General features: G+C 62.0%; 21 protein-coding genes and 1 tRNA gene. 11 read left to right on the top strand and 11 right to left on the bottom strand.

Going from position 1 to position 22,742, the window contains the following annotated elements:
• Positions 1-53 precede the first annotated feature (53 nt).
• Positions 54-128: transfer RNA gene (locus MTR64_RS20180), tRNA-Thr, on the top strand.
• Positions 129-170: 42 nt separating this feature from the next.
• On the top strand, positions 171-440 hold the full coding sequence (locus MTR64_RS20175) for a hypothetical protein (RefSeq protein ID WP_243996343.1): 270 nt from the start codon (positions 171-173) through the stop codon (positions 438-440).
• Positions 441-638: 198 nt separating this feature from the next.
• Here the strand turns inward: MTR64_RS20175 and MTR64_RS20170 are convergent, their stop codons facing one another.
• The 6 genes from MTR64_RS20170 to MTR64_RS20145 form a co-directional block, all read right to left on the bottom strand.
• A complete protein-coding gene (locus MTR64_RS20170) occupies positions 639-2,006 on the bottom strand; it encodes a deoxyguanosinetriphosphate triphosphohydrolase family protein (protein ID WP_243996342.1) in 1,368 nt (455 codons plus the stop codon).
• A 13-nt stretch (positions 2,007-2,019) separates the two neighbouring features.
• Positions 2,020-2,238 carry a hypothetical protein gene (locus MTR64_RS20165; RefSeq protein ID WP_243996341.1) on the bottom strand — a complete coding sequence of 73 codons (219 nt, stop codon included), beginning with the start codon at positions 2,236-2,238 and terminating at the stop codon, positions 2,020-2,022.
• A 376-nt stretch (positions 2,239-2,614) separates the two neighbouring features.
• On the bottom strand, positions 2,615-3,139 hold the full coding sequence (locus tag MTR64_RS20160; protein ID WP_243996340.1) for a hypothetical protein: 525 nt from the start codon (positions 3,137-3,139) through the stop codon (positions 2,615-2,617).
• A gap of 85 nt (positions 3,140-3,224) precedes the next feature.
• The gene (locus tag MTR64_RS20155) at positions 3,225-3,620 is read right to left on the bottom strand and encodes a winged helix domain-containing protein (RefSeq protein ID WP_243996339.1); all 396 of its coding nucleotides are present in this window, start codon (positions 3,618-3,620) and stop codon (positions 3,225-3,227) included.
• Between the two features lie 263 nt (positions 3,621-3,883).
• On the bottom strand, positions 3,884-5,002 hold the full coding sequence (locus MTR64_RS20150; protein ID WP_243996338.1) for a hypothetical protein: 1,119 nt from the start codon (positions 5,000-5,002) through the stop codon (positions 3,884-3,886).
• Positions 4,999-6,294 carry a tyrosine-type recombinase/integrase gene (locus tag MTR64_RS20145; RefSeq protein ID WP_243996337.1) on the bottom strand — a complete coding sequence of 432 codons (1,296 nt, stop codon included), beginning with the start codon at positions 6,292-6,294 and terminating at the stop codon, positions 4,999-5,001. The genes MTR64_RS20150 and MTR64_RS20145 overlap by 4 nt, the downstream gene beginning before the upstream one ends.
• A gap of 262 nt (positions 6,295-6,556) precedes the next feature.
• Here MTR64_RS20145 and MTR64_RS20140 point away from each other — a divergent pair, with 262 nt between their 5' ends.
• The 3 genes from MTR64_RS20140 to MTR64_RS20130 all read left to right on the top strand — a co-directional run bounded on the left by MTR64_RS20140 (position 6,557) and on the right by MTR64_RS20130 (position 11,177).
• Complete coding sequence (locus tag MTR64_RS20140; protein ID WP_243996336.1) at positions 6,557-9,343, top strand: TonB-dependent receptor; 2,787 nt, start codon at positions 6,557-6,559, stop codon at positions 9,341-9,343.
• The gene (locus MTR64_RS20135; protein WP_419144972.1) at positions 9,343-10,437 is read left to right on the top strand and encodes a phytase; all 1,095 of its coding nucleotides are present in this window, start codon (positions 9,343-9,345) and stop codon (positions 10,435-10,437) included. The genes MTR64_RS20140 and MTR64_RS20135 overlap by 1 nt, the downstream gene beginning before the upstream one ends.
• Positions 10,438-10,550: 113 nt before the next feature.
• Positions 10,551-11,177 (top strand): lytic transglycosylase domain-containing protein, encoded by a 627-nt coding sequence (locus tag MTR64_RS20130; RefSeq protein WP_243996344.1) that lies wholly within the window; start codon positions 10,551-10,553, stop codon positions 11,175-11,177.
• Positions 11,178-11,231: 54 nt separating this feature from the next.
• On the opposite strand, the gene MTR64_RS20125 is transcribed toward MTR64_RS20130, so the two are convergent.
• Positions 11,232-12,113, bottom strand: a complete 882-nt coding sequence (locus tag MTR64_RS20125) for a UTP--glucose-1-phosphate uridylyltransferase (RefSeq protein WP_243996335.1) — start codon at positions 12,111-12,113, stop codon at positions 11,232-11,234.
• 142 nt (positions 12,114-12,255) lie between these two features.
• Here MTR64_RS20125 and murA point away from each other — a divergent pair, with 142 nt between their 5' ends.
• Both murA and MTR64_RS20115 read left to right on the top strand, forming a co-directional pair.
• Entirely contained in the window at positions 12,256-13,539 is a 1,284-nt protein-coding gene (gene murA / locus MTR64_RS20120) for a UDP-N-acetylglucosamine 1-carboxyvinyltransferase (protein WP_243996334.1), read from the top strand.
• A 97-nt stretch (positions 13,540-13,636) separates the two neighbouring features.
• Positions 13,637-13,831, top strand: a complete 195-nt coding sequence (locus tag MTR64_RS20115) for a hypothetical protein (RefSeq protein ID WP_243996333.1) — start codon at positions 13,637-13,639, stop codon at positions 13,829-13,831.
• On the opposite strand, the gene MTR64_RS20110 is transcribed toward MTR64_RS20115, so the two are convergent.
• The 4 genes from MTR64_RS20110 to MTR64_RS20095 form a co-directional block, all read right to left on the bottom strand.
• Entirely contained in the window at positions 13,825-14,067 is a 243-nt protein-coding gene (locus MTR64_RS20110; RefSeq protein WP_243996332.1) for a ribbon-helix-helix domain-containing protein, read from the bottom strand. The two genes, MTR64_RS20115 and MTR64_RS20110, sit on opposite strands and share 7 nt — an antisense overlap.
• Positions 14,068-14,115: 48 nt before the next feature.
• Positions 14,116-15,888 (bottom strand): sensor domain-containing diguanylate cyclase, encoded by a 1,773-nt coding sequence (locus MTR64_RS20105; RefSeq protein ID WP_243996331.1) that lies wholly within the window; start codon positions 15,886-15,888, stop codon positions 14,116-14,118.
• 163 nt (positions 15,889-16,051) lie between these two features.
• Positions 16,052-16,774: an acetoacetyl-CoA reductase gene (phbB, locus tag MTR64_RS20100; protein ID WP_243996330.1), complete on the bottom strand. Its 723-nt coding sequence runs from the start codon at positions 16,772-16,774 to the stop codon at positions 16,052-16,054.
• 139 nt (positions 16,775-16,913) lie between these two features.
• Positions 16,914-17,672 (bottom strand): hypothetical protein, encoded by a 759-nt coding sequence (locus tag MTR64_RS20095; RefSeq protein WP_243996329.1) that lies wholly within the window; start codon positions 17,670-17,672, stop codon positions 16,914-16,916.
• A gap of 266 nt (positions 17,673-17,938) precedes the next feature.
• Between MTR64_RS20095 and MTR64_RS20090 the strand changes: the two genes are divergently transcribed.
• The 4 genes from MTR64_RS20090 to holA are packed head-to-tail and all read left to right on the top strand — an operon-like array spanning position 17,939 to position 22,530.
• Entirely contained in the window at positions 17,939-18,406 is a 468-nt protein-coding gene (locus tag MTR64_RS20090; protein ID WP_243996328.1) for a DUF3576 domain-containing protein, read from the top strand.
• A 48-nt stretch (positions 18,407-18,454) separates the two neighbouring features.
• Entirely contained in the window at positions 18,455-20,968 is a 2,514-nt protein-coding gene (gene leuS / locus MTR64_RS20085) for a leucine--tRNA ligase (RefSeq protein WP_243996327.1), read from the top strand.
• A gap of 29 nt (positions 20,969-20,997) precedes the next feature.
• Positions 20,998-21,477 carry an LPS assembly lipoprotein LptE gene (lptE, locus tag MTR64_RS20080; protein ID WP_243996326.1) on the top strand — a complete coding sequence of 160 codons (480 nt, stop codon included), beginning with the start codon at positions 20,998-21,000 and terminating at the stop codon, positions 21,475-21,477.
• Positions 21,478-21,495: 18 nt separating this feature from the next.
• Positions 21,496-22,530: a DNA polymerase III subunit delta gene (gene holA, locus MTR64_RS20075; RefSeq protein WP_243996325.1), complete on the top strand. Its 1,035-nt coding sequence runs from the start codon at positions 21,496-21,498 to the stop codon at positions 22,528-22,530.
• The last annotated feature ends 212 nt before the right edge of the window (positions 22,531-22,742 follow it).

Here is a 22,742-nt window from a genome sequence, read left to right as displayed (position 1 = left end):
CCGCGCACGAAGACAATAGCGCGCCCCTGTCCCGGCGAGACCGGGCCGACGGCGCTGCTGTAGCTCAGTGGTAGAGCGCACCCTTGGTAAGGGTGAGGTCGGGAGTTCAATCCTCCCCAGCAGCACCATCGTTTCAATGACTTACAGGCACACCGTCGGCTCCGTATGGAATGAGTACGGAAAACAAGGAGGTACTTTGGCGCCCGCTTATGCAGCGCAGCCTCCCGTTTGCGGCTGCGCCGATCCGGGCCGGAACGCAGAGCAGGTTTGCCAATTCAGGCAATTCGCCCGGTCGCGACTGGTGCAGTTCGATACACACCCTACGCGACAAATCGCGGCTGGAAATGGCGGAATACCGGGCCATTCCGGCGATGGCAGCTTCTCAATCAGATTTGACTTGCCGCCGAATCTCCCATCAGATTCAAGTCAACCGCTATTGAGAACCGCAGAAAAGCGCCATTCTCAGGCGGCGCAACGCTACCGTGACCGCGACCCGGATTTGACTGGTTGGGATGGAGGGCGGTAGGCGGAAAGTCTGTGGGTCCTACCGGGCTCCTTCATGACAGCTAAGCGCATTGGGACCGCATTTTTGCCTACTGGGGTCTGTCATCGCATTGCAGGCAGTTAGAAGTTTCACTTCATCGTACGATTGGATCAAGCACCAATCCGCTACTGGATCCAGTGAGGCGAGCATGCAGGTTGTATGCCTCATTCTCGGTTAGACATGCCACACAGTCTGCGGCAAGCCGAGCATTTGGGGTTCCTATGTTATCTTCCCAGATGTAGCGCATTCGCATTGGCAGCAGGTTCGGTTTTTTCGCTCCGCCTTCCTTGGTCAAGGCTTTGCCTTCTCTGAGGAAAATTTCAAAAAGCTCGCGGATGATGCGCTTTTGTCCATGCTGTTGGGCGTGGAGTGCTGGTAGGCCGATGACATAGTGGCGAGCGAAGAATTTTAGCAGGCGAACTTCATCGGCCGCGTTAGGGTCGATGATTACTGCTTTAGCGTCAATGGTGTCTGCTAGGCTTGCGGCGCGCACATAATGCCCAATCAGCAGAGAACAGAAGTTTCTTAGTTGTCTGCGCTGCTCGCGGGTTCCCTCGTAGGATTCCTCGGTCATGGCGTAGAAGGGCGAGATCTTGCGGCGAATGCGCTCGAGTGCGCTCTTGAGGCGGGCGTTTGCATTAGCCGGCCATTCTGGATCTTTAGACCAAGCGGCGGAGGCGCCTTCGATCAGCATTGGCTCTGCCTGCGGAGCGGTGATCCTTCCCCACGGTATGATCCCTACCCGATGAAAATCCTCCAAGTCATGGACTGAATAAGCGATATCGTCTGCCCAATCCATCAACTCTGCTTCGGCTGTCTTGTACTCGCCTCGGCAATGCTCGCGAGCCCACTTGAACTCGCGTTCTTCGGTCTTGTAGGCAGACCATTTGTCTTTTTTCTTGTCGTCTGACAGATCTCGCAGCCAAGGGTACTTAAGCGTCGCTGCAAGTGTTGCTCTTGTGAGATCGAGGCCAGGCGCCTCGCGGCCCCACCGAACTGCCAGTTTGGTGATAATGCGAAAGGTCTGCGCATTACCTTCGTACCCATCTGAAGCGGCATCCGACCGCTCGCCGCGACATTCGACGGGATTTCGGACTATGCGGTCTAGTTCTGTTTCAGCCGCATGGCCAAACGGAGGGTGCCCGAGGTCATGGGCAAGACACGCGGCCTCCACGACTTCCGGATCAAGACCATGCATGCTCGCCGCCGCGCCCTGCTTTCTCAGGAGGTTTTCGGCTAGCCTTCGGCCAATCTGGGCAACCTTGTAGGTGTGCTGTTGGCGTGTATGAAAAATATCCAACTCGCCGGCGCGCACAATCTGCGTGATACCTGCCAGCCGGTGAAATGCGGATGAGTACAGGACACGGTCTCGGTCGCGCTCAAAGCCTAGGCGCTGATCGAGTTGCGACAGGTCGTCAGGAATGTGGCAGCGAGAAGCGCGCTGTTCGTCCAGTGATGGCAATTTGCAGATCCGGTCAGGCAGCTTCTGCGAACTGCTCCAACGCTATGACCATGCCATCCGGATCCAGTGTGATTTTTCGACGCTCAATCGCCCGCTGCAGCGCTTCGATCACATTTTTCGTTTCATGGTCGCCGGAGAGAGACTCGATCAGCTCTCGGGGATCGATGCGACCTTGCTTGCTGCCGATGAGCGCCAGGATTTCTTCGTCTTTAGGGGGGACGTCGTTTTCCATGATGCTCTCCTATACCTCGGCAAGGTTAACGGTTTCTGGACCGTTTCCGATGCCAGACGACATGTGGTGTTTGTCCGACGAATGAGTCAGAAATGAGTCCGACTGCTGCAGGCCTCTTTGCGAGCGCCCATTTCATGCCTGCTTGCGTCTGGGCACCAAAGAATCATGATTGGAGTCCTGAGTCAATTAGCGCATTCGCTAATGCAGCGTGATTATCGTCTGGACGACATAAATTTGAGGCGGCGTTTGCGCTACAGATACCCGTGGTAGCAGCTGAGTGTGCGTTGGAATCCGACACGTTGCCGTTTGGCAGAATTCTGCCGTTTCCGCCTCTCAGCGTATCGGTTTCCGACACCGTCGTTAGCACCAGTTACCTTCAGTTTCCACCCATCGTGTCGGAATCCAACACCGGCAAACGGCCTGTATCCCGGTCCTTCCGGAACGCCTTCAATGCGCGCAATCCGCGTTCCATCCGCCTATGCGCTTTGGTGCCAGGGGGCGGCTGGCGCTCTACAAAGGTCATCGACGGACCTTTCCGACCGGGACCAGCCAGCCAGGTTAGCCGCCAGCATCGGGCGCGGGACTTCTCGGCGACCTTTACGTGGAAAGAGGCATCCTCGGTCATTTCGATGAAGCCGAGTTCCTGCAATTCATCGAAGGCGCAGCGAACAGCGGACAGGTCGGCCATGCCAAGGCGGCCCGCCGCATCGCGGATGCTGAGATAAAGGCTGCCATTGTTCTCGCCATTGTCGAGCATCGTCAGCTCGACCAGTAGGGCGCGGGCGGCAACGCTGAGCGCGCGATAGGCTGGCGAGTTCAACAGGCGATGGTCCAGCCGGGCAAAGCGTGAGGTGGGATTGCGGCCCGTGTGGTTTGGCTTGTTCTTGTTCCGCTTGCGCACGGCAATTCACTCTCGGCAGCGCGACTGATCCGGCGAACGAAAAACGGGACGACCGTTGCCAGCCGCCCCGCTTCGATCCCGTCTGTCAGTCCGAAATGATTTCGAGGATGGTCACGGTTGACCGCAGAACATAGCGCCCGTGCTTGCCGCCTTCGTGGGCTTCCCAAAGCATCGGGATTGCTAGCCGGTGCGTGTGGCGCAGGACCATGATGTAATGTGACAGGCGGAAGGCCCACGAGGCGATTTCCAGCGCGGTTACGCCAGCCGCTCCGGCCTTGACCAGTGCAAGGAGCGTTCGGGCGGTTTGGCCTGTCACCGTGAACGGCTGGCCTTCCGGCCCGGTAGCCTTCACGAGAAGCCGCTTGTGGGGCGGCTGAGGCAGATGATAAGGCGAACCCGGCCCATTGGCTCCCGAGCCATTGCCAACCGCCCCCAGGACCGCTGCAACGGTGCTGGGGGCATCTTCGAACAGGTCAGCCATTGGTCACCTCCCCGCCGTGCGTCGGCAGGCTGGCAGCCCACGCTTCGGCATCTTCGTGCTTGATCCGCACCGCTCGCCCAACCTTCGTGACGCGCAGGCGACCGGCAGAAATTTCGCGGTATGCGGCACTTCTCGATGTCGCATACCGCTCGCAAAATTGTGGCAATTTCATCATGTTCGGCTTCCATGCCCATGCAGAGACGGAACGAAACGCCGCCGTGCTTCAGGGCATGGCTGGGGATGACTGCTCGAAATTTCGCGGTCTATTTCGGCGGATAATTCGCGGTCACTTTGCCGCCCATTGGCTTCGGTCCGCGCTTTCGGGTGCCTGCCAAAGATCGAATCCTCTCGCGGCTAATTTGATGCAAGGGGAAGGCGCTCTTTGCTTGCTCCCATAATCGCTCGACCGGCGTTGCTTCGACCTCCGCTTGTTCAGTCCACCACCGCTGCAAATCTGCGTCACACAGTCGCGGTTTATCTGCTTGTTGGGCGTTCAGTTGTGTTGGCAAGGAAGGCCACAGCCGCTCAAGGTCGACTCGGCGAAAAACGACAGCTCCAGGGTGTCTAGGGGCGGATAGTGTGAAGTGCCTACAATCGAGTTCGAAGCCGGGCACCTCGCCAGGCTCAATCGGTGCCTTCGATAGCTTATCGTATGCCGCAAGATTTCCGTCGTTTACGGCATCCCAAAGCTGCTCGAATGCCGAAATGGTGCAATTGCAATCTTCCCATGCCTCTCGCTCGACGTTGGAGTGCGCTCCGCAAGCGCAATGGTGTAATGAGACAAACCGGATTAGCCAGCCGATCGATGCGCGCTGTTTGAATTCTTCAAACACTCGTTGGCCATCGAAATTCTCTTCACCATCGATCCGCCGCCATGCCCCGTCGCAACCGATCTGGGCGACTTGCTCGTAATTTCGCGTCGCCACCCAGGCCAAGGCTTCCGGCAGATTCCAGTTGGTGACTAGCCCCTTGGAATTAGCAATGAGGTCAGGTGTGACCTTTTCCCACGAACGGGGACCATCAAGCGCCTCTACGTCCTCCCGGCGAACGACCAAGCCGCCTTCGAACAGGAATTCATGCCATTCCGCTCGCCAAGCAGCCATGCCTTGAACGATGGCCCTTTCACGATCCCGGTTCCGGTCAAACCAAGTCACGCCACCTGCAACCTCGTTCCACTCCGGCGAATCGTGCGGTGGTGACCGGCGCGTAGCCTTCACTCGGATTTGGTTGTCACGAAGGGCGTTTGTCACACGCTCCTGCGCTACATCAAATCCACCGGATCCCGGTTCAAGGATTTTTGCGGCTTTGGCGATAGAGAGCCAATCCTGCACCGCAATGCCTACGGTAGGGTCATTTCCACGGTAGGGGGGCGCTTTGCTCAAAGGGCCAATTCCCCGAGCGCCTTGACCGCTGCATCGCTGGCAAGGTGCCCATAGTGCCGTTCGATCATTTCGGCGCTGGTGCCTGAAATTTGAGCAATGGTTAGCAAGGGCAAGCCCGCGCTCACAAGGTCGGTAATCGTGCTGTGGCGGAGAGTATAGGCCGTGGTGCCCTTGGGTAGCTTCGCCGCCTTTGCTGCATTCTCGATGGCATCGCCCCATGAGTTTCGGTCCCAAGGCTTGCCGTTGGCGCGCATGAACATGGATGCGGCTGGTAGCTTGCCCTTTGCCTGTTGGGCAAACAGTGCCGCTGACTCGGTCGGCAAAAGAATGCGTCGCTTGCCGCCTGCCTTGTCCTTCCCGATGGTCAATTCAGCGGTGCGCTTGTCGTAATCGCCCGCCACCAGTGCCGCCATTGCCCCAGGACGAAGCGGCAATAGACACAGCGCCCGGACGAATGGGCGCGCATCATCGGCAATGTGGGCCAGCAACGTGCGCCGCTCTGACTTGTCGAGATAGAGCAAGCGCCGCTGGTCGGCATTCTCGAAGGGCTTGAGAGCCTCTTGCCAAGCTGCCTCGCTGTTCGGCGCGCCGGGGGCCAGCACCTTGTTCAGCGCCGCTCGGAATGGGGCCATGTCGCGGTTGACGGTGGACTGCGCGCGATTCCTTGTTCGGACTTCGCCCTTGCGACTCCGGCTGACAATGGCCGGGGCTTCTTCCAGCCGCTTGCGCCAGTCCCGCAAATGGTGACGACGCAATTTGTCGAGCTTCACCTTTGCTACCGCATCACTGTAAATGTGCCGGTTGAAAACGCCCTCGGCAATCTTGCCGGGATGGGTCTTGAGGTATTCCCGGCAGGCATCGGCAACCGTTTCGACCTTGCGGCGAACCTCGCCCCCCGCTTCGACCAGTTCCGCCAGCTTTTCGGCTTCCTTTTTGGCAGCGGCGAACATTTCATTGCCTGCAAGCGTGCCAAAGTCGCCAAGCGATTTCACATGATACCTGCCGGCATCTTCATCATAGGCGCGGGCGATCCACGTTCCCTTGCCGCCGCGCTTTGAAGGACGAAACCCGAGGAAGCATCCGGTGCGCAACCGCTGCCAGAACGGTTCACGCTGCGCCCTCAGTTCGTTGCGCTCGCCAACCTTGCTCAGGTCCACAGCCTTGCGCCGCTTCCGCTTGTTCGCCTTCCCCGGTTCCGTTGCCACTGCCAGCCGCCTTTCCGTTCCGTATGGAATGCGTATGGAATACATCAGGGGATGCATCGGAACAACGGTGGACATGAAATGGCGCAATTTCAGCGTTTCTTTGATCCATTGCCGTCCCCATAAGTCCGATTTTCCACCCTTGGTAAGGGTGAGGTCGGGAGTTCAATCCTCCCCAGCAGCACCATTTCTCCTGGCATGACTGCTTTGCGGAAACGGCGCCAATGATGTGACCGTGACTGATTTGCCGCACCTGCGAAATGTCACGAAACTGTCTCGGGAATGGCACCGGAGTGTCACGCACGGTGACTAGGGCCCCTGAAAATCGCTCGCAACAGGGATCCCCTTTACCATGAAAACGTCTCTCCGCCTTGTCGCGGGGCTGCTCGCCTCGGCCTCTTTCACAACCATTGCCCACGCAGGTGATCTCTCCGGTACCATTCATGACGCCACCGGAACCCGAGCTCTGCAGTCGGCAACCGTAAAAATTGTCGAACTTGATCGCGCAACCGAGACGGATCGCGACGGCAGCTACATTTTCGCCGACATCCCGGCGGGCGACTATACGGTGGAAGTCAGCTACGTTGGCGCGATCGTCGAAACCAAGACGATCTCGATTCCCGAAACGGGCCGCGTGCAGGGCGACTTCGCGCTTGCCGGCATCGGCGGCGGTGACATCCTCGTGATTGGCCAGGCCGCCAACCAGGCCAGCGCCCTGTCGCGCCAGAAGGCGGCTGACGGCGTGGAATCGGTCCTGACCCGCGACGCCATCGGACAGTTCCCCGACCAGAACGTCGCCGAATCGCTGCGGCGCCTGCCGGGCCTGAACATTCTCAACGACCAGGGCGAAGGCCGCTTCGTCTCGGTTCGTGGTCTCGATCCCGAGCTGAACTCGACTTCGGTCAACGGTGTCCGCCTGCCCGCCCCCGAATCGGACGTCCGCTCTGTTGCTCTCGATGTGATTTCGTCGGACATCATCGAATCGATCGAAGTGAAGAAGTCGCTCACCCCCGACATGGACGCCGACACCATCGGCGCTTCGGTCGAGATCAACACGACCAGCGCCTTCGACCGCAAGAAGGACTATTACGCGGTCCGCGCCGAGGGCAGCTACAACGACTATTCGGGCAAGGTCACGCCCAAGGGCAGCTTCGACTTCTCCAAGCGCCTGGGTGACGATTTCGGCATCGCCGGCGGCGTCAGCTACTACAAGCGCAAGTTCGAGACCGACAACGTCGAGGCCGATCCCTGGGAAGAGGTGAACGGCACGGCTTATGCCCCGGTCATAGAATACCGCGACTACGACGTGGAGCGCACCCGCATCAGCGCCGCGCTTTCGTTCGACTGGCGCGCCTCGGACACGACCAAGGCCTATATTCGCGGCAACTGGTCGCAGTTCGACGACCACGAATACCGCCGCCGCACCACCTTCGATTTCGGCGAATTCGAAGATGATGGCCCGTCTGCCGCGTCCGGTTCGACCGTCTCGTTCGATTCGGCCAACAACGACATCACCATCGAGCGCGACCTGAAGGACCGCTTCGAACGCCAGCGTATCCGCTCGGTCGTTGTCGGCTCCAAGACCGACACCGGCATCTGGAAGTTCGACTGGTCGGCCAGCTACGCCAAGTCAACCGAGAAGGAGACTTTCTCGCTCGATCCGGTGCGCTTCGCTGCCGACTTCGACGATGGCGACGGTGTCGTGATCGATATCGACAATTCGGGCCGCTACTATCCGTCCTACGCGGTGAGCGCCGGAGCGGATGCCGTCAACTCGGCGGACAACTACACGTTGAACCGCGTCGAACTGACCACGCTGTCTGACAGCCAGGACGAGGAATACGCGGTCAAGGCTGACCTCGCGCGCACTTTCGCGGGCGACAACGGCGACTTCACCGTGCAGGCGGGCGCCAAGATGCGCTGGCGCGAGAAGTCCTACGACTTCGAAATGACCCGCTACAAGAAGTCGAAGGACTATACGCTGGCGGACGTCCTCGGCACGCAGACTTATGGACTGCTGGACATGGGCCCGGTGGCGAGCAAGACCGGGACGAAGGCTTGGTTCCTGGCCAACGAGGCCGATCTTTCCATCGACGACTACAAGTCTGCGCTGGATTCCGCGACGTCGGATTACAGCGTCAAGGAAGACGTGGCTGCCGGATACCTGCTGGGCCGTTGGGACAGCGATTCCGTGCGCGTAATCGGTGGTGTCCGTGTCGAGCACACCAGGAACGAGATGAACGGCTCCGTCGTTATCGACGACGAGGACACTTACGACCTGCCGCCGGTCACCCCGGTCCAGTTCAAGCGCAGCTACACCGACTGGCTGCCGAGCCTCACGATCCGCTACAGCCCCGAAGACAACCTCATCATGCGCGCGGCGGGTTACAAGAGCCTCGTGCGTCCCAAGCTTTCGGCCATGGCGCCGCGCTTCTCGGTCAACGAGGACAACGAGGCCGAGGTCGGCAATCCCTACCTGAAGCCCTACAAGTCGTGGAACCTCGATTTCGGACTGGACTATTACTTCTCGGGTAACGGCGGATTGTCGGTCAACGCCTTCTACAAGTCGATCTCCGACTACATCACGCCGGTGCGGATGTACGATACGGCGGTCAATGGCGTCGTCTACGACCAGGTTGATACCTACGCCAACGGTGACACCGCGGACATCGTCGGCGTCGAGGCCAGCTACAGCCAGGTCTATTCGATGCTGCCGGCACCCTTCGACGGGCTTCTGACGCAGGTGAACTACACCTACACCTATGCCCGCGGCACGATCGTCGATACGGACAACGTGTCCCGCCGAATCTCGCTGCCTTCCAGCTCGCGCAACACGTTCAACGTCGTGCTGGGTTACGAGAAGGGCCCGATCGACCTGCGTATTGCCGGGACCTATCGCGACAAGTACCTCGACGAGGTGGGCGATTCGGCCGAGGATGATCGCTGGGTGAATCAGCACTTCCAGATCGACCTCTCGGCCAAGTACAAGGTAACCGAGAACATTCGCCTGTTTGCCGACTGGGTGAACGTCAACAACGCGAAGTACTATGCCTACCAGAACTTCGCCGGTGCCCAGCGCCTGCTGCAGTACGAGCAGTATGGTTCGACCGTGAAGTTCGGCGCACGAGTGAACTTCTGATGATGCGATTGATCGATATCCGTTCGATCCGGCCGGGAGCCTTGCTCCCGGCCGTTCTGCTGTCTGCCTGTGCGACCACGGGGCAGGAGGCGCCCAAGGCCTATCTGCCGGCCATCGACGTGCCTGCACAGGCGGAGACCGATCCGGTCGGCACCGGTCATGCCGACGCCGCCGACGATCCGGCTATCTGGCGCAACGCCGCGGACCCGGCTGCCAGCCTGATCGTGGCCACCGACAAGAAGGCGGGTCTCTATGTCTACGGGCTCGACGGCAAGGTGCGCGATTTCGTGGCTGCCGGCGCGCTCAACAACGTCGACTTGCGTGAAGTCACGCGCGCCGACGGCACGCGCCGCATACTCGTCGCCGCCAGCGATCGTACCGACAAGGCTGTCCCGCGTATTGCGCTGTTCTGGCTCGACGGAACGAGCGGCAAGCTCACCTCGCTTGGGGCCGAGACGTTCTTTTTCGAAGGGCATGCTCCGGCAGAGGCCTATGGTTTCTGCATGGGTGGCAGCCTTGACAACGGCGATCTCGCCCGCGCCTATGTGGTGCTCAAGGATGGCACTGTCGCGGAAAGCGGGCTCTACGAGCACGATGACCGCGTGGTTCCAGAGTATTTCCGCGAAGTGAAGCTGGCTACCCAGTCCGAGGGCTGCGTCGTCGATGATGCCACGCAGACCCTGTTCATCGCAGAAGAGTATGTGGGCATCTGGAAAGTGCCACTGCAGGGCGAGCTGAAGGCGCGGCCCTTCGCCCGTGTCGGTGTGACCGATGGTCTGGTGGACGATGTCGAGGGCCTCGGGATCGCGCGTGAGGCGAGTGGCCGGGGCTGGCTCGTGGCATCGAGCCAGGGCGACAATGCTTATGCCCTGTTCGATCTTGGCACCGGCAAGCTCGCTGGCCGCTTCCGGATCAATGGCGGCGCAATCGACGGCACCAGTGACACGGACGGCATCGAGGTCGCGCTCGGCGATTTCGGGCCGCAGTATCCCGAGGGCCTGTTCATCGCGCAGGATGGCGACAACGCACCGCAGGCGCAGAACTTCAAGCTGCTGTCATGGCGTGCCATCCGCGAGGCGCTCGGCATCCGCTGAGCTTGCGGCGGGCCCGGCCATGGTCAGTACTCTTGAGCATTGTGCCGTCTTTGCAGTAAAGGGCGCCTGATGATTGAGGACTCCAGACGGTGAGCGTGCGTTCCGCGTTCGGCATGGCCATGGCTGCAGGGCTGCTTGCGGCCCCTGCCGCGGCCATGGCGGACGTCATGCAGATCGGCGCGTCGGGGCCCGAATGGATTGCGGGCGGCCCAACACCGGCTGGACCGCAATTCACGGCGGGAGAGGCCGGATTCCTCTATGGTGACGCGTCGGCCGCAGTGCAGGAGACACCGCTGGCTGTGGATGCGGCGCTGCACCCGCAGTCGATGACCGTGGCCGATGAGGCGGCGGGACCTGCCCGCTGGCGGGTCCAGGTGGCGCAACTCGCTGCAAAGTACGATATCAGCCCGGCTTTGCTCGAAGCGGTCGTCTGGCAGGAAAGCCGCTGGAACGAGCGTGCCGTATCGCCCGCGGGCGCGCGCGGCCTTGCCCAGCTCATGCCGGGAACGGCGGCTCAGATGGGCGTCAATTCCAGCGATCCGATGGCCAATCTGGAAGGTGGGGCACGCTACCTGCGAATGCAGCTCGATGCCTTCAATGGCGATGTCGAAAAAGCGCTGGCGGCCTATAATGCCGGCCCGTTGCGGGTCGAAAAGGCAGGGGGAATTCCCAACATTCGTGAAACCCGCGAGTACGTTGCCGCGATCATGGGCCGCCTGACCGACACGGTTCGCCGGTAGGACACAGGACGTAATCAGACGAAGGGGCAGGATTTTCCGCCCCTTTGCCTGCTGTCAGCCCAGCATCTTCTTTGCCATTTTCCGCACTTCTTCGCCCATGTCTTCGCGATCGAGGGCAATCGCGAGAGTCGCCTCGACGAAGCCGACCTTCGAGCCGCAGTCGAAGCGGCGGCCATTGAAGGTGACGGCGTGGAACGGCTGCTCACCGATCAGCTTGGCCATCGAATCGGTAAGCTGGATCTCGCCACCGGCGCCTTTGCCCTGGCTGGCCAGCAGGTCCATGACCTCGGGCTGCAGGATGTAGCGGCCGGAAACGATCTTGTTCGAGGGAGCGTCGGCGACCTTGGGCTTTTCGACCAGCCCCTTGACTTCGGTAAGGTTGCCCTTGCTTTCGCCCGGGGCGATCACGCCGTAGCTGGAGACTTCTTCCATCGGCACTTCGAGCACCGAAACCAGGTTTCCGCCGACTTCGTTGTAGGCCTCGACCATCTGCGCCATGCAGCCGGGCGAGCCGTACATCAGCTCGTCTGGCAGGAAGATCGCAAAAGGTTCGTCGCCGATGACGGCTCGCGCGCACCACACGGCGTGACCCAGGCCCAGCGGCACCTGCTGACGCACGGTGACAAGGCTTCCGGGCTGGATGCGAGTCGGGTCGAGCACATCGAGCGATTTTCCGCGCCCCGTCATCGTCGATTCGAGTTCGTAGGCCGTATCGAAATGTTCGACGATGGCGGTCTTGCCGCGGCCCGTCACGAACACGAACTCCTCGATTCCGGCCTCGCGTGCTTCGTCCACGGCGTACTGAATCAATGGCCGGTCGACGACAGGAAGCAGTTCCTTTGGAATGGCCTTGGTGGCGGGCAGAAAGCGTGTGCCAAGGCCTGCCACCGGGAACACGGCTTTGCGGACAGGCTTGCGGAAGTTCGTATTATTCATGGGCTTCTACGTTTCCTCCTGCGTTGCGTGTTGCTTGTACGGCTTGCCCGGGCACATGCAACCGGCACGATTTCATTTAACAGCCCTCGTCATTGTCCCGTTCCCCCGTTGCCGTGCCTGCGTTTCCCGTTAAATGGCAGGGATGGACAAGATCATTATCGAGGGCGGAAAACGCCTTTCTGGCACTATCCCGGTTTCCGGCGCAAAAAATGCAGCCCTCACCCTGTTGCCCTGCGCCTTGCTGACCGAAGAACCGCTGACTCTGCGCAATCTGCCCCGCCTCGCCGACATAGACGGGTTCCAGCACCTGATGAACCAGTTCGGCATCTCGACGATGATCGCGGGGTCGCGTCCGGAAGACTTCGGGCGTGTGATGACGCTGCAGGCGACCCGGATCACCAGTTCTGTCGCGCCTTACGACCTTGTCCGCAAGATGCGCGCCTCGATTCTGGTGCTGGGCCCGATGCTGGCTCGCATGGGCGAGGCGACCGTGTCGCTGCCCGGCGGCTGTGCCATCGGCAACCGTCCGATCGACCTGCACCTCAAGGCGCTGGAAGCGTTCGGGGCGACTATCGAACTGGCGGCGGGGTACGTGCGGGCCATTGCTCCCGATGGGGGCTTGCCCGGCGGGCGCTATTCCTTCCCGGTCGTATCCGTCGGCGCTACCGAGAACGCGCTGATGGCGGCCGTGCTCTGCAAGGGCAAGTCCACCCTGCACAACGCCGCGCGCGAGCCGGAAATCGTTGACCTGTGCAACCTGCTGGTGGCGATGGGCGCCCAGATCGAGGGCATCGGTACATCCGATATTGCGATCCATGGCGTCGATCGCCTGCATGGTGCGACCTACATGGTCATGCCTGACCGTATCGAGGCCGGCTCCTATGCCTGCGCGGCGGCGATCACCGGAGGCGAAGTCACGCTCAAGGGCGCCAAGATCGAGGACATGGAAGCAACGGTGCAGGCGCTGCGCGATGCGGGTGTCCATGTCGAGCCGGTCGCAGGAGGCCTGCACGTCGCATCGGACGGCAAGCTGCGGCCGGTAACGCTGTCCACCGCGCCCTATCCGGGCTTCGCGACCGACATGCAGGCCCAGTTGATGGCATTGCTCTGCCTTGCCGAGGGGTCGAGTGTCCTGACCGAGACGATCTTCGAAAACCGCTACATGCACGTGCCCGAGCTGAACCGCATGGGCGCGCGTATCGAGACCAAGGGGCGTACGGCGATCGTCCACGGCGTGGAAAAGCTCCATGGGGCCGAAGTCATGGCCACCGACCTGCGCGCTTCGATGAGCCTCGTGATCGCCGGGCTTGCCGCAGAAGGGCAGACGCAGGTCCACCGCCTCTATCACCTCGATCGCGGTTACGAGCGCCTCGAAGAGAAGCTGGCGCTGGCCGGTGCACAGATCGAACGGGTCGGCGGCGACTGAGGAACTATCTCCGGCCACCACGCGTTTTTCCTCCACGAACCCGCGAGAATGATGGAGGAGCCTGGATATGGGCCTGATGAAGTAGGCTGCCGTCGGTTTGGCCGGTTACGCCATGTACAAGTATGCGATGCAAGGCAGGGACCGCGACACGGTCAAGGCCGGAAGCGGGCATTTCACCGCAGTGCGCGATGCCGGCCCCGAAAACATGAAAACCACGCCGGAGCGCTGGTCGAAAACCGACGAGGCGAGCGACGAGAGCTTTCCGGCAAGTGATCCGCCGGCGACTTACTGACCGGGCAGGTCGGACCGGGCAGCCAGCCAGACCCTGATGGCACTGGCCAGGCCCGGCGGCGTTTGCGCTTCGAGGCGCTCCGCGTCGATGCGCGCCACGAGGGCGTTGACGGGAATGCCCTCGCGGGCAGCCGCTGCCTTTAACAGGTCCCAGAACACCGGCTCGAGGCTGATCGAGGTCTTATGCCCGGCAATTTCGACCGAGCGTTTGACCGGCGGGTGGTAGAGCGGCGTCATCACGCGAGTCTAGTCCGTCCCCGGCTGTTGCGGAATCCGAATTCTGCGTCAGGCCGCCGCGCGGACGCAGCCGCGGCCCTGATGCTTGGCGTCGTAAAGCGCGATGTCGGCGGCTTCGAAGAAATGACCCTTTGACATGTTGGGATGCAACTCGGCAATGCCGCAGCTGATCGAGGCGTGCAGGCTGACATTATGCTGTTCGAACACTGGCAGGTTCCCGAACGATGCCGTCAGTCGTTCGCACACGGACTGGGCAATGGCCATGTCTCCATCGAACAGGATGGCGAACTCGTCCCCTCCCAGACGGGCTACGGCGTCGGTGTTTCGCGTGATCGCCTTGATGCGCGCGACGACTTCCTGAAGCACCCGGTCGCCGACCGTGTGCCCGAAGGTGTCGTTGATGGATTTGAAGTGATCGACGTCGATCAGGGCCAGTGAGACTTGCCGGCTTGCATCCTTTACCGCTTCGTCGAGGCGGTGCCGGAAGCCCTTGCGGTTGAGAGCGCCGGTGAGGTCGTCCGTTTCCGCCATTCTCGAAATCGCCGCTTCCTTTGCCTTGCGTGCCGAGACGTCGCGCAGCGTGACAATGGAGCCCAGCCGCGCGCCGTCGCGCCTGACCAAGCCGATGGAGGCCTCGAGGGTCATCTGCGAGCGCCGGGCCGGGGAAAATTCAGCCGTTGCCCGTTCATCTCCGCTCGCGGCGCCGGTCAGGAACGGGACCGACATGCCCGTCCGTTCGGCGATTTCGGGCAGGGTGGCGCCGAGCAGGTCGTCGGCCCCGGCACCGAGATAGTCTTCAAGCCGGCCGGCTGCCCACCGGCAGACGCCAGCGGCGTCGAAACTGATGATCGCGTCGGGAGAATTGCTCAGGATCAGGCTCAGCGCCTCGTCCCGTTCTGCCAGACGAGTCAATGCTTCGGTATTGGCTGAAACCGAGGCCGCGACCGGAAGGGCCGTGCAAAGCAGGGTGCCCAGATAGACCTGAAAGAAGATCGCGTCGAAGTCCGCAGTCTGGTGCATCAGGTGAACCGGGCCGAGGCCGCGATATGTGGCCACACCGCCAATCAGGGCAATCATGATGACGCCGGCTTGCGTGCCCAGCCTGCCCAGACGGAAAGACAGCAGGAGCAGCGAGCAGATCGGCAGGAACAGCAGTTCCATCGTGTTCTGGTCAAACACGGCTGCAGTCAGCGCGATATGCACGCCATGCAGGCCAAGCGCTTCAAGCCGTCCCACCCAGCTCCGTTCGATGTAGCACCGCAGGTAGCTCCCATCGAGAAGGCCTTTGAGCACCGGGGTTACGATCAGCAGGCCCAGCGCGTTGCTGGCAAACCAGCGTATAAAGGAAGGGCCGAATGCCTCGCCGTAGTTGGCCAGCGAAGCCAGCGACCCGAGGAATGCGCCGAGGGCAGGCCCCAGGATGCCTGCGGAAAGCAGGAAATGCAGCGACGAACGCGTGTCGGCCAGTAGCTCTTTGCCGGAGTTCGACCGTTGCAGCAGTACTGCGGCGAGGGCGGTCTGCGCCATGTTGATCGCGCCATATAGCAGCAGGCCGATCATCCACCCACGGGTGATGCCGTTGGCGGCGAAGTTACCCGCCCAGCCTGCCAGGATGATAATGGGCCATCGCCGCCGGGGCGAGACAAGCAGCAGGGCCAGGATGATGGCGTCGGCAGGCCAGACCGTTGCGTGATTGCGGCCGTCGCTCGTCAGCCGAATCGTCGTTGCGGCCAGCAGGAAGTAGCCTATCGCGCCAGTCAACGCCGCCTTCAGGGAGGCGGAACGGGCCACGCGCCCGATCAGATCTGCCGCTTTGTTCATCCAGCAACGGATGGCAAACAATAGTTAATTTGGCATTGATTTCGAGGTCTGGATCGCCCTCTGAAAGAAGCTATGCAATTGATTGCAATCGCAGCAATCAGGGGGCGGGAGAACAGTTCTGTCTGTCGCCGCAGGCGGCCGGGGCCCGCCCCCTTTTCCCGGATCAGTACATGTGCTGGCCGCCATTGATGCTCATGGTCGAGCCGGTGACGAAAGCCGCGTTCTCCGAACAGAGGAAGGCAACGCCGCGAGCGATCTCATAGGCATGGCCGAGGCGGCCAACCGGGATCTTGGCGACAATCTTTTCGAGCACCGGCGCGGGCACGGCTGCGACCATGTCGGTGTCAATATAGCCCGGCGCGATGGCGTTCACGGTCACACCGTACTTGGCGCCTTCCTGCGCCAGTGCCTTGGTGAAGCCGTGGATGCCGGATTTGGCGGCGGCGTAGTTGACCTGACCATACTGGCCAGCCTGCCCGTTGATCGAACCGATGTTCACCACGCGGCCCCAGCCACGCTCGCGCATGCCGGGGAAGCAGGCCTTGGCCATGTTGAAGCATCCGCCGAGGTTGATGCGCATCACCTCGTTCCAGTCATCAAAGCTCATCTTGTGGAGCACGCCGTCACGCGTGATGCCGGCGTTGTTGACGACGATGTCGACCGGGCCCACTTCCTCGGCGACCCGCGCACAGCCCGCCAGCGTGGCTTCGTGATCGCCCACGTCCCACTTGTAGGCCGGTATGCCGGTCGCCTCGGTGAAGGCTTTGGCTTTTTCCTCGTTGCCGCCGTAGTTGGCCACAACCGTGTGTCCCCGGTCTTTCAGAGCCAGTGAGATAGCTTCGCCGATGCCTCTGGTCCCGCCCGTAACAATTGCAACACGTGCCATATCAAGCCTTTCGCTTAGTGTGCATCCACCAAGCGTAGTGCTAGGAAATACCAAGTAATTGAGCAAGGCCGGTGCGGCGTTGTTCGGTCGCTGTTAGACCCGCTTCGAATTGCTTTTCATGCAATTCGAATTGCCGGAATCAGAAACGGAACTGGGTGCCCACGTAGACCGCCTGACTGTCCTGCCGGCCATCGGTGAGAGGCAGCAGGCGCTCGCGGTCCTGCGAATACCGCAGGCCTGCCGTGACGTCGATATGGTCCGTCACCCGATAGGCCCCACTAAGATCCACTTCACCCGCTTCTCCCGCGAATGTGCGGGGCGCTCGTCCTGGCGCGCGCTTTTCGTCTATCGAAAGCCGCGTGCTGAAGCGCGGATTTGCGGCGGCATCTGTCGCGGGCTGCAGACTGAACTTCTTGAGATCAGGCAGCTCTGCCGCGCCAGGCTTGCTTGCGGCTTGCGGAACGAGGTCTTGCGCAAAGTTCTGATAGCCCCGTGACATCCCGAGATTGAAGGCGGCTTGCGCAATGCGTACCCGCCCGGGATCGTTGGCGGCTTTTACCGCCTCGGGCGTGCCATGCACGATGATGGCCTTGGCGGCTTCGGGATCGACGCGGACAGCTACCGTTACGGCGCGTTCCGGACGGTTGGGGGTGCCTGCGGGGGTGAACGGGAAAGGTTGTCCCTTGGCCAGGGACCGCATGGCAATGATCCGCGAAAGATTTTCAGGCGATGCTTCCGGGGCCAGGGCGCCGATACCTCCAGCTTCAGAAGAATGATTGGAGAAGCTGGCGGAAAAAGCCAGAACCGCACTGGGAAGCGCGAGCACGCCGACGCAGGCGGCAAGCATCACGCCGGTCTGCATGCCACTTTTCGAGGCAACCTGGACTTTCGAAACCATCACGCAGACCTGTTAACATCGCTTTGCCGAACTGCCTGGCTCGTGCTGGCCATGGGATGCAGCGGGCAACCTCTCATGCAAGGCTTGACCTTAACACAGTCTGATCGTCTTGGGGAGATGGAGCAGAGGGAGCGTTCAGCCGTCGTTTAGGCGGCAGCGCCGAGGAACGCGCACTTGCCGCCCCGGCAACGGCGGCTATAGAGGCGAAGGACGGCAGGTTCCGGTATCCCGGGGCTGCCAGCAGAGATCAGGAACTGGGAACGACAATGACAGGCAGCACCGATACCGGCTTTTTCACTGCGCGCTCGCTGGTCACAACGGCCGTTTGTGCCGCGGCCGCGCTCGCACTAGCCGGTTGCGGCGGTGGCAAGAAGCAGACCGGTGCGGTCATGGCGCCTTCACAGGTGACGACGATCGGCGTGAACAGCTACCTGTGGCGCGCCAGCCTCGATTCGCTCTCGTTCATGCCGTTGCTCCAGTCCGATAGCGCAGGTGGCGTCATCATCACCGACTGGTACATCAATCCCAAGAATCCCGGCGAGCGCGTGAAGGTCTCGGTGATGATTCTCGACAAGGACCTGCGTGCGGACGCGCTGAAGGTTACGGCTGTGCGCGAAGTCGCGCAGGGCGGTGGCTGGGCGCCGGCGCCGGTGCAGGCGGCTACCGTGCAGAAGCTCGAAGACATCATCCTGACCCGCGCGCGCGACCTGCGCCGCAACTCGATGGGCGGCTGATCCGAATTTGGTTCGCGGGTGTTCAGGCCCGCAGGAGACTAGACTGACATGAATGAGCGGTTCGATCCGGCTCAGGCGGATACCCGCTGGCAGGCCGCGTGGGACGAGGCGCAGTGCTTCAGGGCCGATGACAGCAGTGCGAAGCCGCGCAGCTATGTCCTCGAGATGTTCCCCTATCCCTCCGGGCGCATCCACATCGGCCACGTGCGCAACTACACAATGGGCGACGTGCTGGCGCGCTACAAGCGGATGAAGGGCTTCGAGGTCCTGCACCCGATGGGCTGGGACGCTTTCGGCATGCCTGCCGAGAACGCCGCCATGGAAAAGGGTGTCCACCCCGGCGGCTGGACGCGCGAGAACATCGCCAACATGAAGGCGCAGCTCAAGCGTCTGGGCTTTGCGCTCGACTGGAGCCGCGAACTGGCGACCTGCGATCCCGAATACTACGGGCAGGAACAGTCGCTGTTCCTCGATCTCTACGAACACGGCCTCGTCTACCGCAAGGAATCGGCGGTCAACTGGGATCCGGTCGACCAGACCGTGCTAGCCAACGAGCAGGTGATCGACGGGCGCGGCTGGCGCTCGGGCGCGCTGGTGGAGAAGCGCAAGCTCTCGCAGTGGTTCCTCAAGATCACCGACTTCGCCGACGAACTGCTCGATGGGCTATCCACGCTCGACAAGTGGCCGGAGAAGGTCCGGACCATGCAGGAAAACTGGATCGGCAAGAGCCAGGGCCTGCAGTTCGCTTTCACGCTGTCGAATGGCGAGGCGCTGGAGGTGTACTCCACGCGCCCGGACACGATCTTCGGTGCAAGCTTCGTCGCCGTCGCCGCCGATCACCCAATTGCGCAGGGCGTGGCGGCCGGTTCGCAGGAAGCGGCTGACTTCATCGCGCTGTGCAAGCAGGGCGGCACGACCGCGGCAGAGCTGGAGACGGCGGAGAAACTGGGCTTCGATACCGGCCTCACCGCGAAGCACCCGTTCACGGGCGCCGATCTGCCGGTCTACATCGCCAACTTCGTGCTGATGGACTACGGCACGGGCGCGGTCATGGCGGTGCCCGGCCACGACCAGCGCGACTTCGAGTTCGCCACCAAGTACGATCTGCCGATCCTGCGCGTCGTCGCTGCGAGCGCCGAGGATGCGGACAAGCCGTTCGCAGGCGAGGCGGAAGCCGGTGACGGCGTTTGCGTGAACTCGGACTTCCTCGACGGCAGGAGCGTGGCCGAGGCCAAGGCCGAAGTCATCGACCGCGCCGAAAGCGGCGGCTGGGGCGAAGGCAAGACGGTGTGGCGCCTGCGCGACTGGGGCGTTTCGCGCCAGCGCTACTGGGGCACGCCGATCCCGTTCATCCACTGCGAGGTCTGCGGCGTCGTTCCGGTGCCCAAGAAGCAGCTTCCCGTGGAACTGCCCGAGGATGTGGACTTCAAGACCCCCGGCAACCCGCTGGCGCGTCACGCCACCTGGAAGCATGTGGACTGTCCGCAGTGCGGCAAGCCCGCGCGCCGCGAGACCGATACGCTCGACACCTTCGTCGATTCGTCCTGGTACTTCCTGCGCTTTGCCAGCCAGCCGGACGACCGCCCGTTCGACCCCACACAGATCGCTGAGTGGCTGCCGGTGGAGCAGTACATCGGCGGCATCGAGCACGCGATCCTGCATTTGCTGTATGCCCGCTTCTGGACCCGCGCGCTCGCCCGCATCGGCAAGATCGAGGTGAAGGAGCCGTTTGGCAGCCTGTTCACGCAGGGCATGGTGACGCACGAGGTCTATTCGCGCGAGGAAGAGGGCCGTCCGGTATACTTCGGCCCGTCCGAAGTCGATCGCACGTCTGACGGCGCGACGCTGAAGGAAGATGGCCAGCCGGTCACGGTGGGCAAGGTCATCAAGATGTCGAAGTCGAAGAAGAACGTGGTCGATCCCGACGAGATCGTCGCCACTTACGGCGCCGACGCGATCCGCTGGTTCATGCTTTCCGACAGCCCGCCCGAGCGTGACCTGCCGTGGTCCGAGGCTGGCATCGAAGGCTGTGCCCGTTTCGTGCAGCGCTTGTGGCGCCTGTTCGGCCAGCATGACGCGGCGGCCGAGGGCGAAGACAAGGCTGTCGACCGAAAGACGCACCAGACTGTCGCCGCCGTGGCCGAAGACATTGAGTCGCTCGGCTTCAACAAGGCCGTGGCGCGCATCTACGAACTGACCGGCGTGATCGAGAAGGCCGCGCCGTCTGCAAGCCGGTCGGCAGCGATCCGGGCGCTGTTGCTGCTGGTCTCGCCGATGATGCCGCATCTGGCCGAAGAGGCTTATGCCACTTTCGGCGAAGGGCTTGCCGCCAATGCTGCGTGGCCTGAAGTCGATCCGGCGCTGCTGGTCGAGGACGAAGTGACCATCGCCGTTCAGGTGAAGGGCAAGCTGCGCGACACGCTGACGGTGGCCAAGGGCACTGACCGCGAAGAGCTGGAGGCGCTTGCTCTGGCCAGCGAGAAGGTGCAGCGTGCCCTTGATGGAGCTGAAATCCGCAAGGTGATCGTCGTGCCCGACCGTCTGGTGAACCTCGTCGCGTGAGGAGGCCGCGCGCCTGTGCAGCCGCATTGATGCTGGCTATTCCCGTGCTGTCGGGTTGCGGGCTTCAACCGATGTATGCAGGCGGTGGCAACGGCGTCGTGGCGCGTGGACTCGCGGACGTGCAGGTCTCGGCGATCGAGGGCAAGGCTGGCTGGCTGGTGCGCAATGCGCTCGTGGACCAGCTCGGCTCCGGCAAGGCGGGTGTTACGCCCAAATACCGGCTCGATGTGCGCCTCGACGACAAACTGGAAGGCTTCGCGCTCCTGTCGGACGATACCATCGGCCGTGAGCGCCGCACCCTGCGCGCGCGCTATCAGCTTGTCGACATGGCGAACGGGGAAGTTGTCCTCGATGCAACGGCGGGGGCCGATGCCGGTATCGACGTCGTCTCGTCCGACTATGCCACGATCGCGGCTGAACAGACGGCGCTGGAAAACCTGTCGAAAGACGTCGCCAGCCGTATTGTCACCAGTGTCGCCCTGCGCCTGCGCGGCAATACGGCGCAATAACACCATGGATAAAGGCTCGTGAAGGCGACGCAAAAGGACTTTGCCGGGATGGCGGGCCGCGTCGCCGAGCAGGCCCGCGTGTTTTTCTTCTGCGGCCCCGACGAGGCTGGTGCCAGTGATGCCGCCGCCCGGATCGTTTCCCTGCTGCGCGATCCTGGCGAACGGGTCGAGATGGCCGGTTCCGATCTGCGCAAGGACCCGGTGAAGCTGGGGGACGAAGCCCGGTCCAATTCGCTGTTCGGTGGCACGCGCCATATCTGGGTGCGCGCTCAGGGCGACGAGGCACACGATGCCGTGCAGATCCTCCTCGAAAACGCGGTTGAGGCCTGTCCCGTCCTGATTGTGGCCACGGGCGCCACTGACAAGTCGCGTACTGCCAAACTGCTTGCCAATCGCAATGACGGGCTGGTGGCCATGTTCTATCCGCCCGATCTCGGCTCGGTCACGGCGTCGGTGCGAACCATGGCCAATGCCGCCGGGCTCAAGATGGGCAGCGAGATCGCCGAGCGAATTGCGCGGGCATCGGGTCTCGATACCCGGATCGCCCGGTCGGAAGTGACCAAGCTGGCGCTCTATCTCGATGCGTTGCCGGAAACGCCGCGGCCGGTTTCGGTGGCAGACCTCGACGCCGTCAGCGCGCAGACCGAGGACGACGATTTCGCACCGCTGGTGGATGCCGTGCTCGGTGGCCGGCGAGAGGCGATCGGGCCTGAACTCAGGCGCATGCGCGAACTGGGCCTGAACCCGGTTGGTCTTTTGCTCGCTTTCGAGCGGCGCGCCGCGCAGCTGGCCGCACTCAATGCGCGACTGGGCCGGAGTCCTGACGTGTCCGGTTTCCTCAAGGCAGAGGCTGGTGCGCGCCGCATTTTCTGGAAAGACCAGCCTGCCCTGGGCGTACAGCTCAAGATCTGGCGTGGCCCGCGGCTCGAACGGCTCGTTGCCGGGCTCGTTTCCCTGCACCAGTCGTTGATGAGCAACAGCCACGACTCGGAATTGCTGTTGGCCGAAGGGCTTGTGAAGATTACGAGGACCGGGAGGCTCAATTCTAAATAGCCGATAAACAGAACGGTTTGACAGATAAGACTTTTTGTCATTGCTGGTTTAGTTTTCAATCGGCCGGGCATATAGCGTTGCAGCATGTGCCCGTCGTTGCGGAAGTCCTGTCAGGGTGCGGACTGATAATGGAACAGAGAGTGCAACACCAATGAACGCGCCGTTTTCGGTGCGTCCGCTGCCGGGGGAACAGACGGAAGTTGACGAGCTTC

Source organism: Novosphingobium album (ex Hu et al. 2023) (genome assembly GCF_022832385.1).
GTDB lineage: Bacteria > Pseudomonadota > Alphaproteobacteria > Sphingomonadales > Sphingomonadaceae > Novosphingobium > Novosphingobium album.
This window is presented reverse-complemented; position numbering and strand designations above follow the sequence as displayed.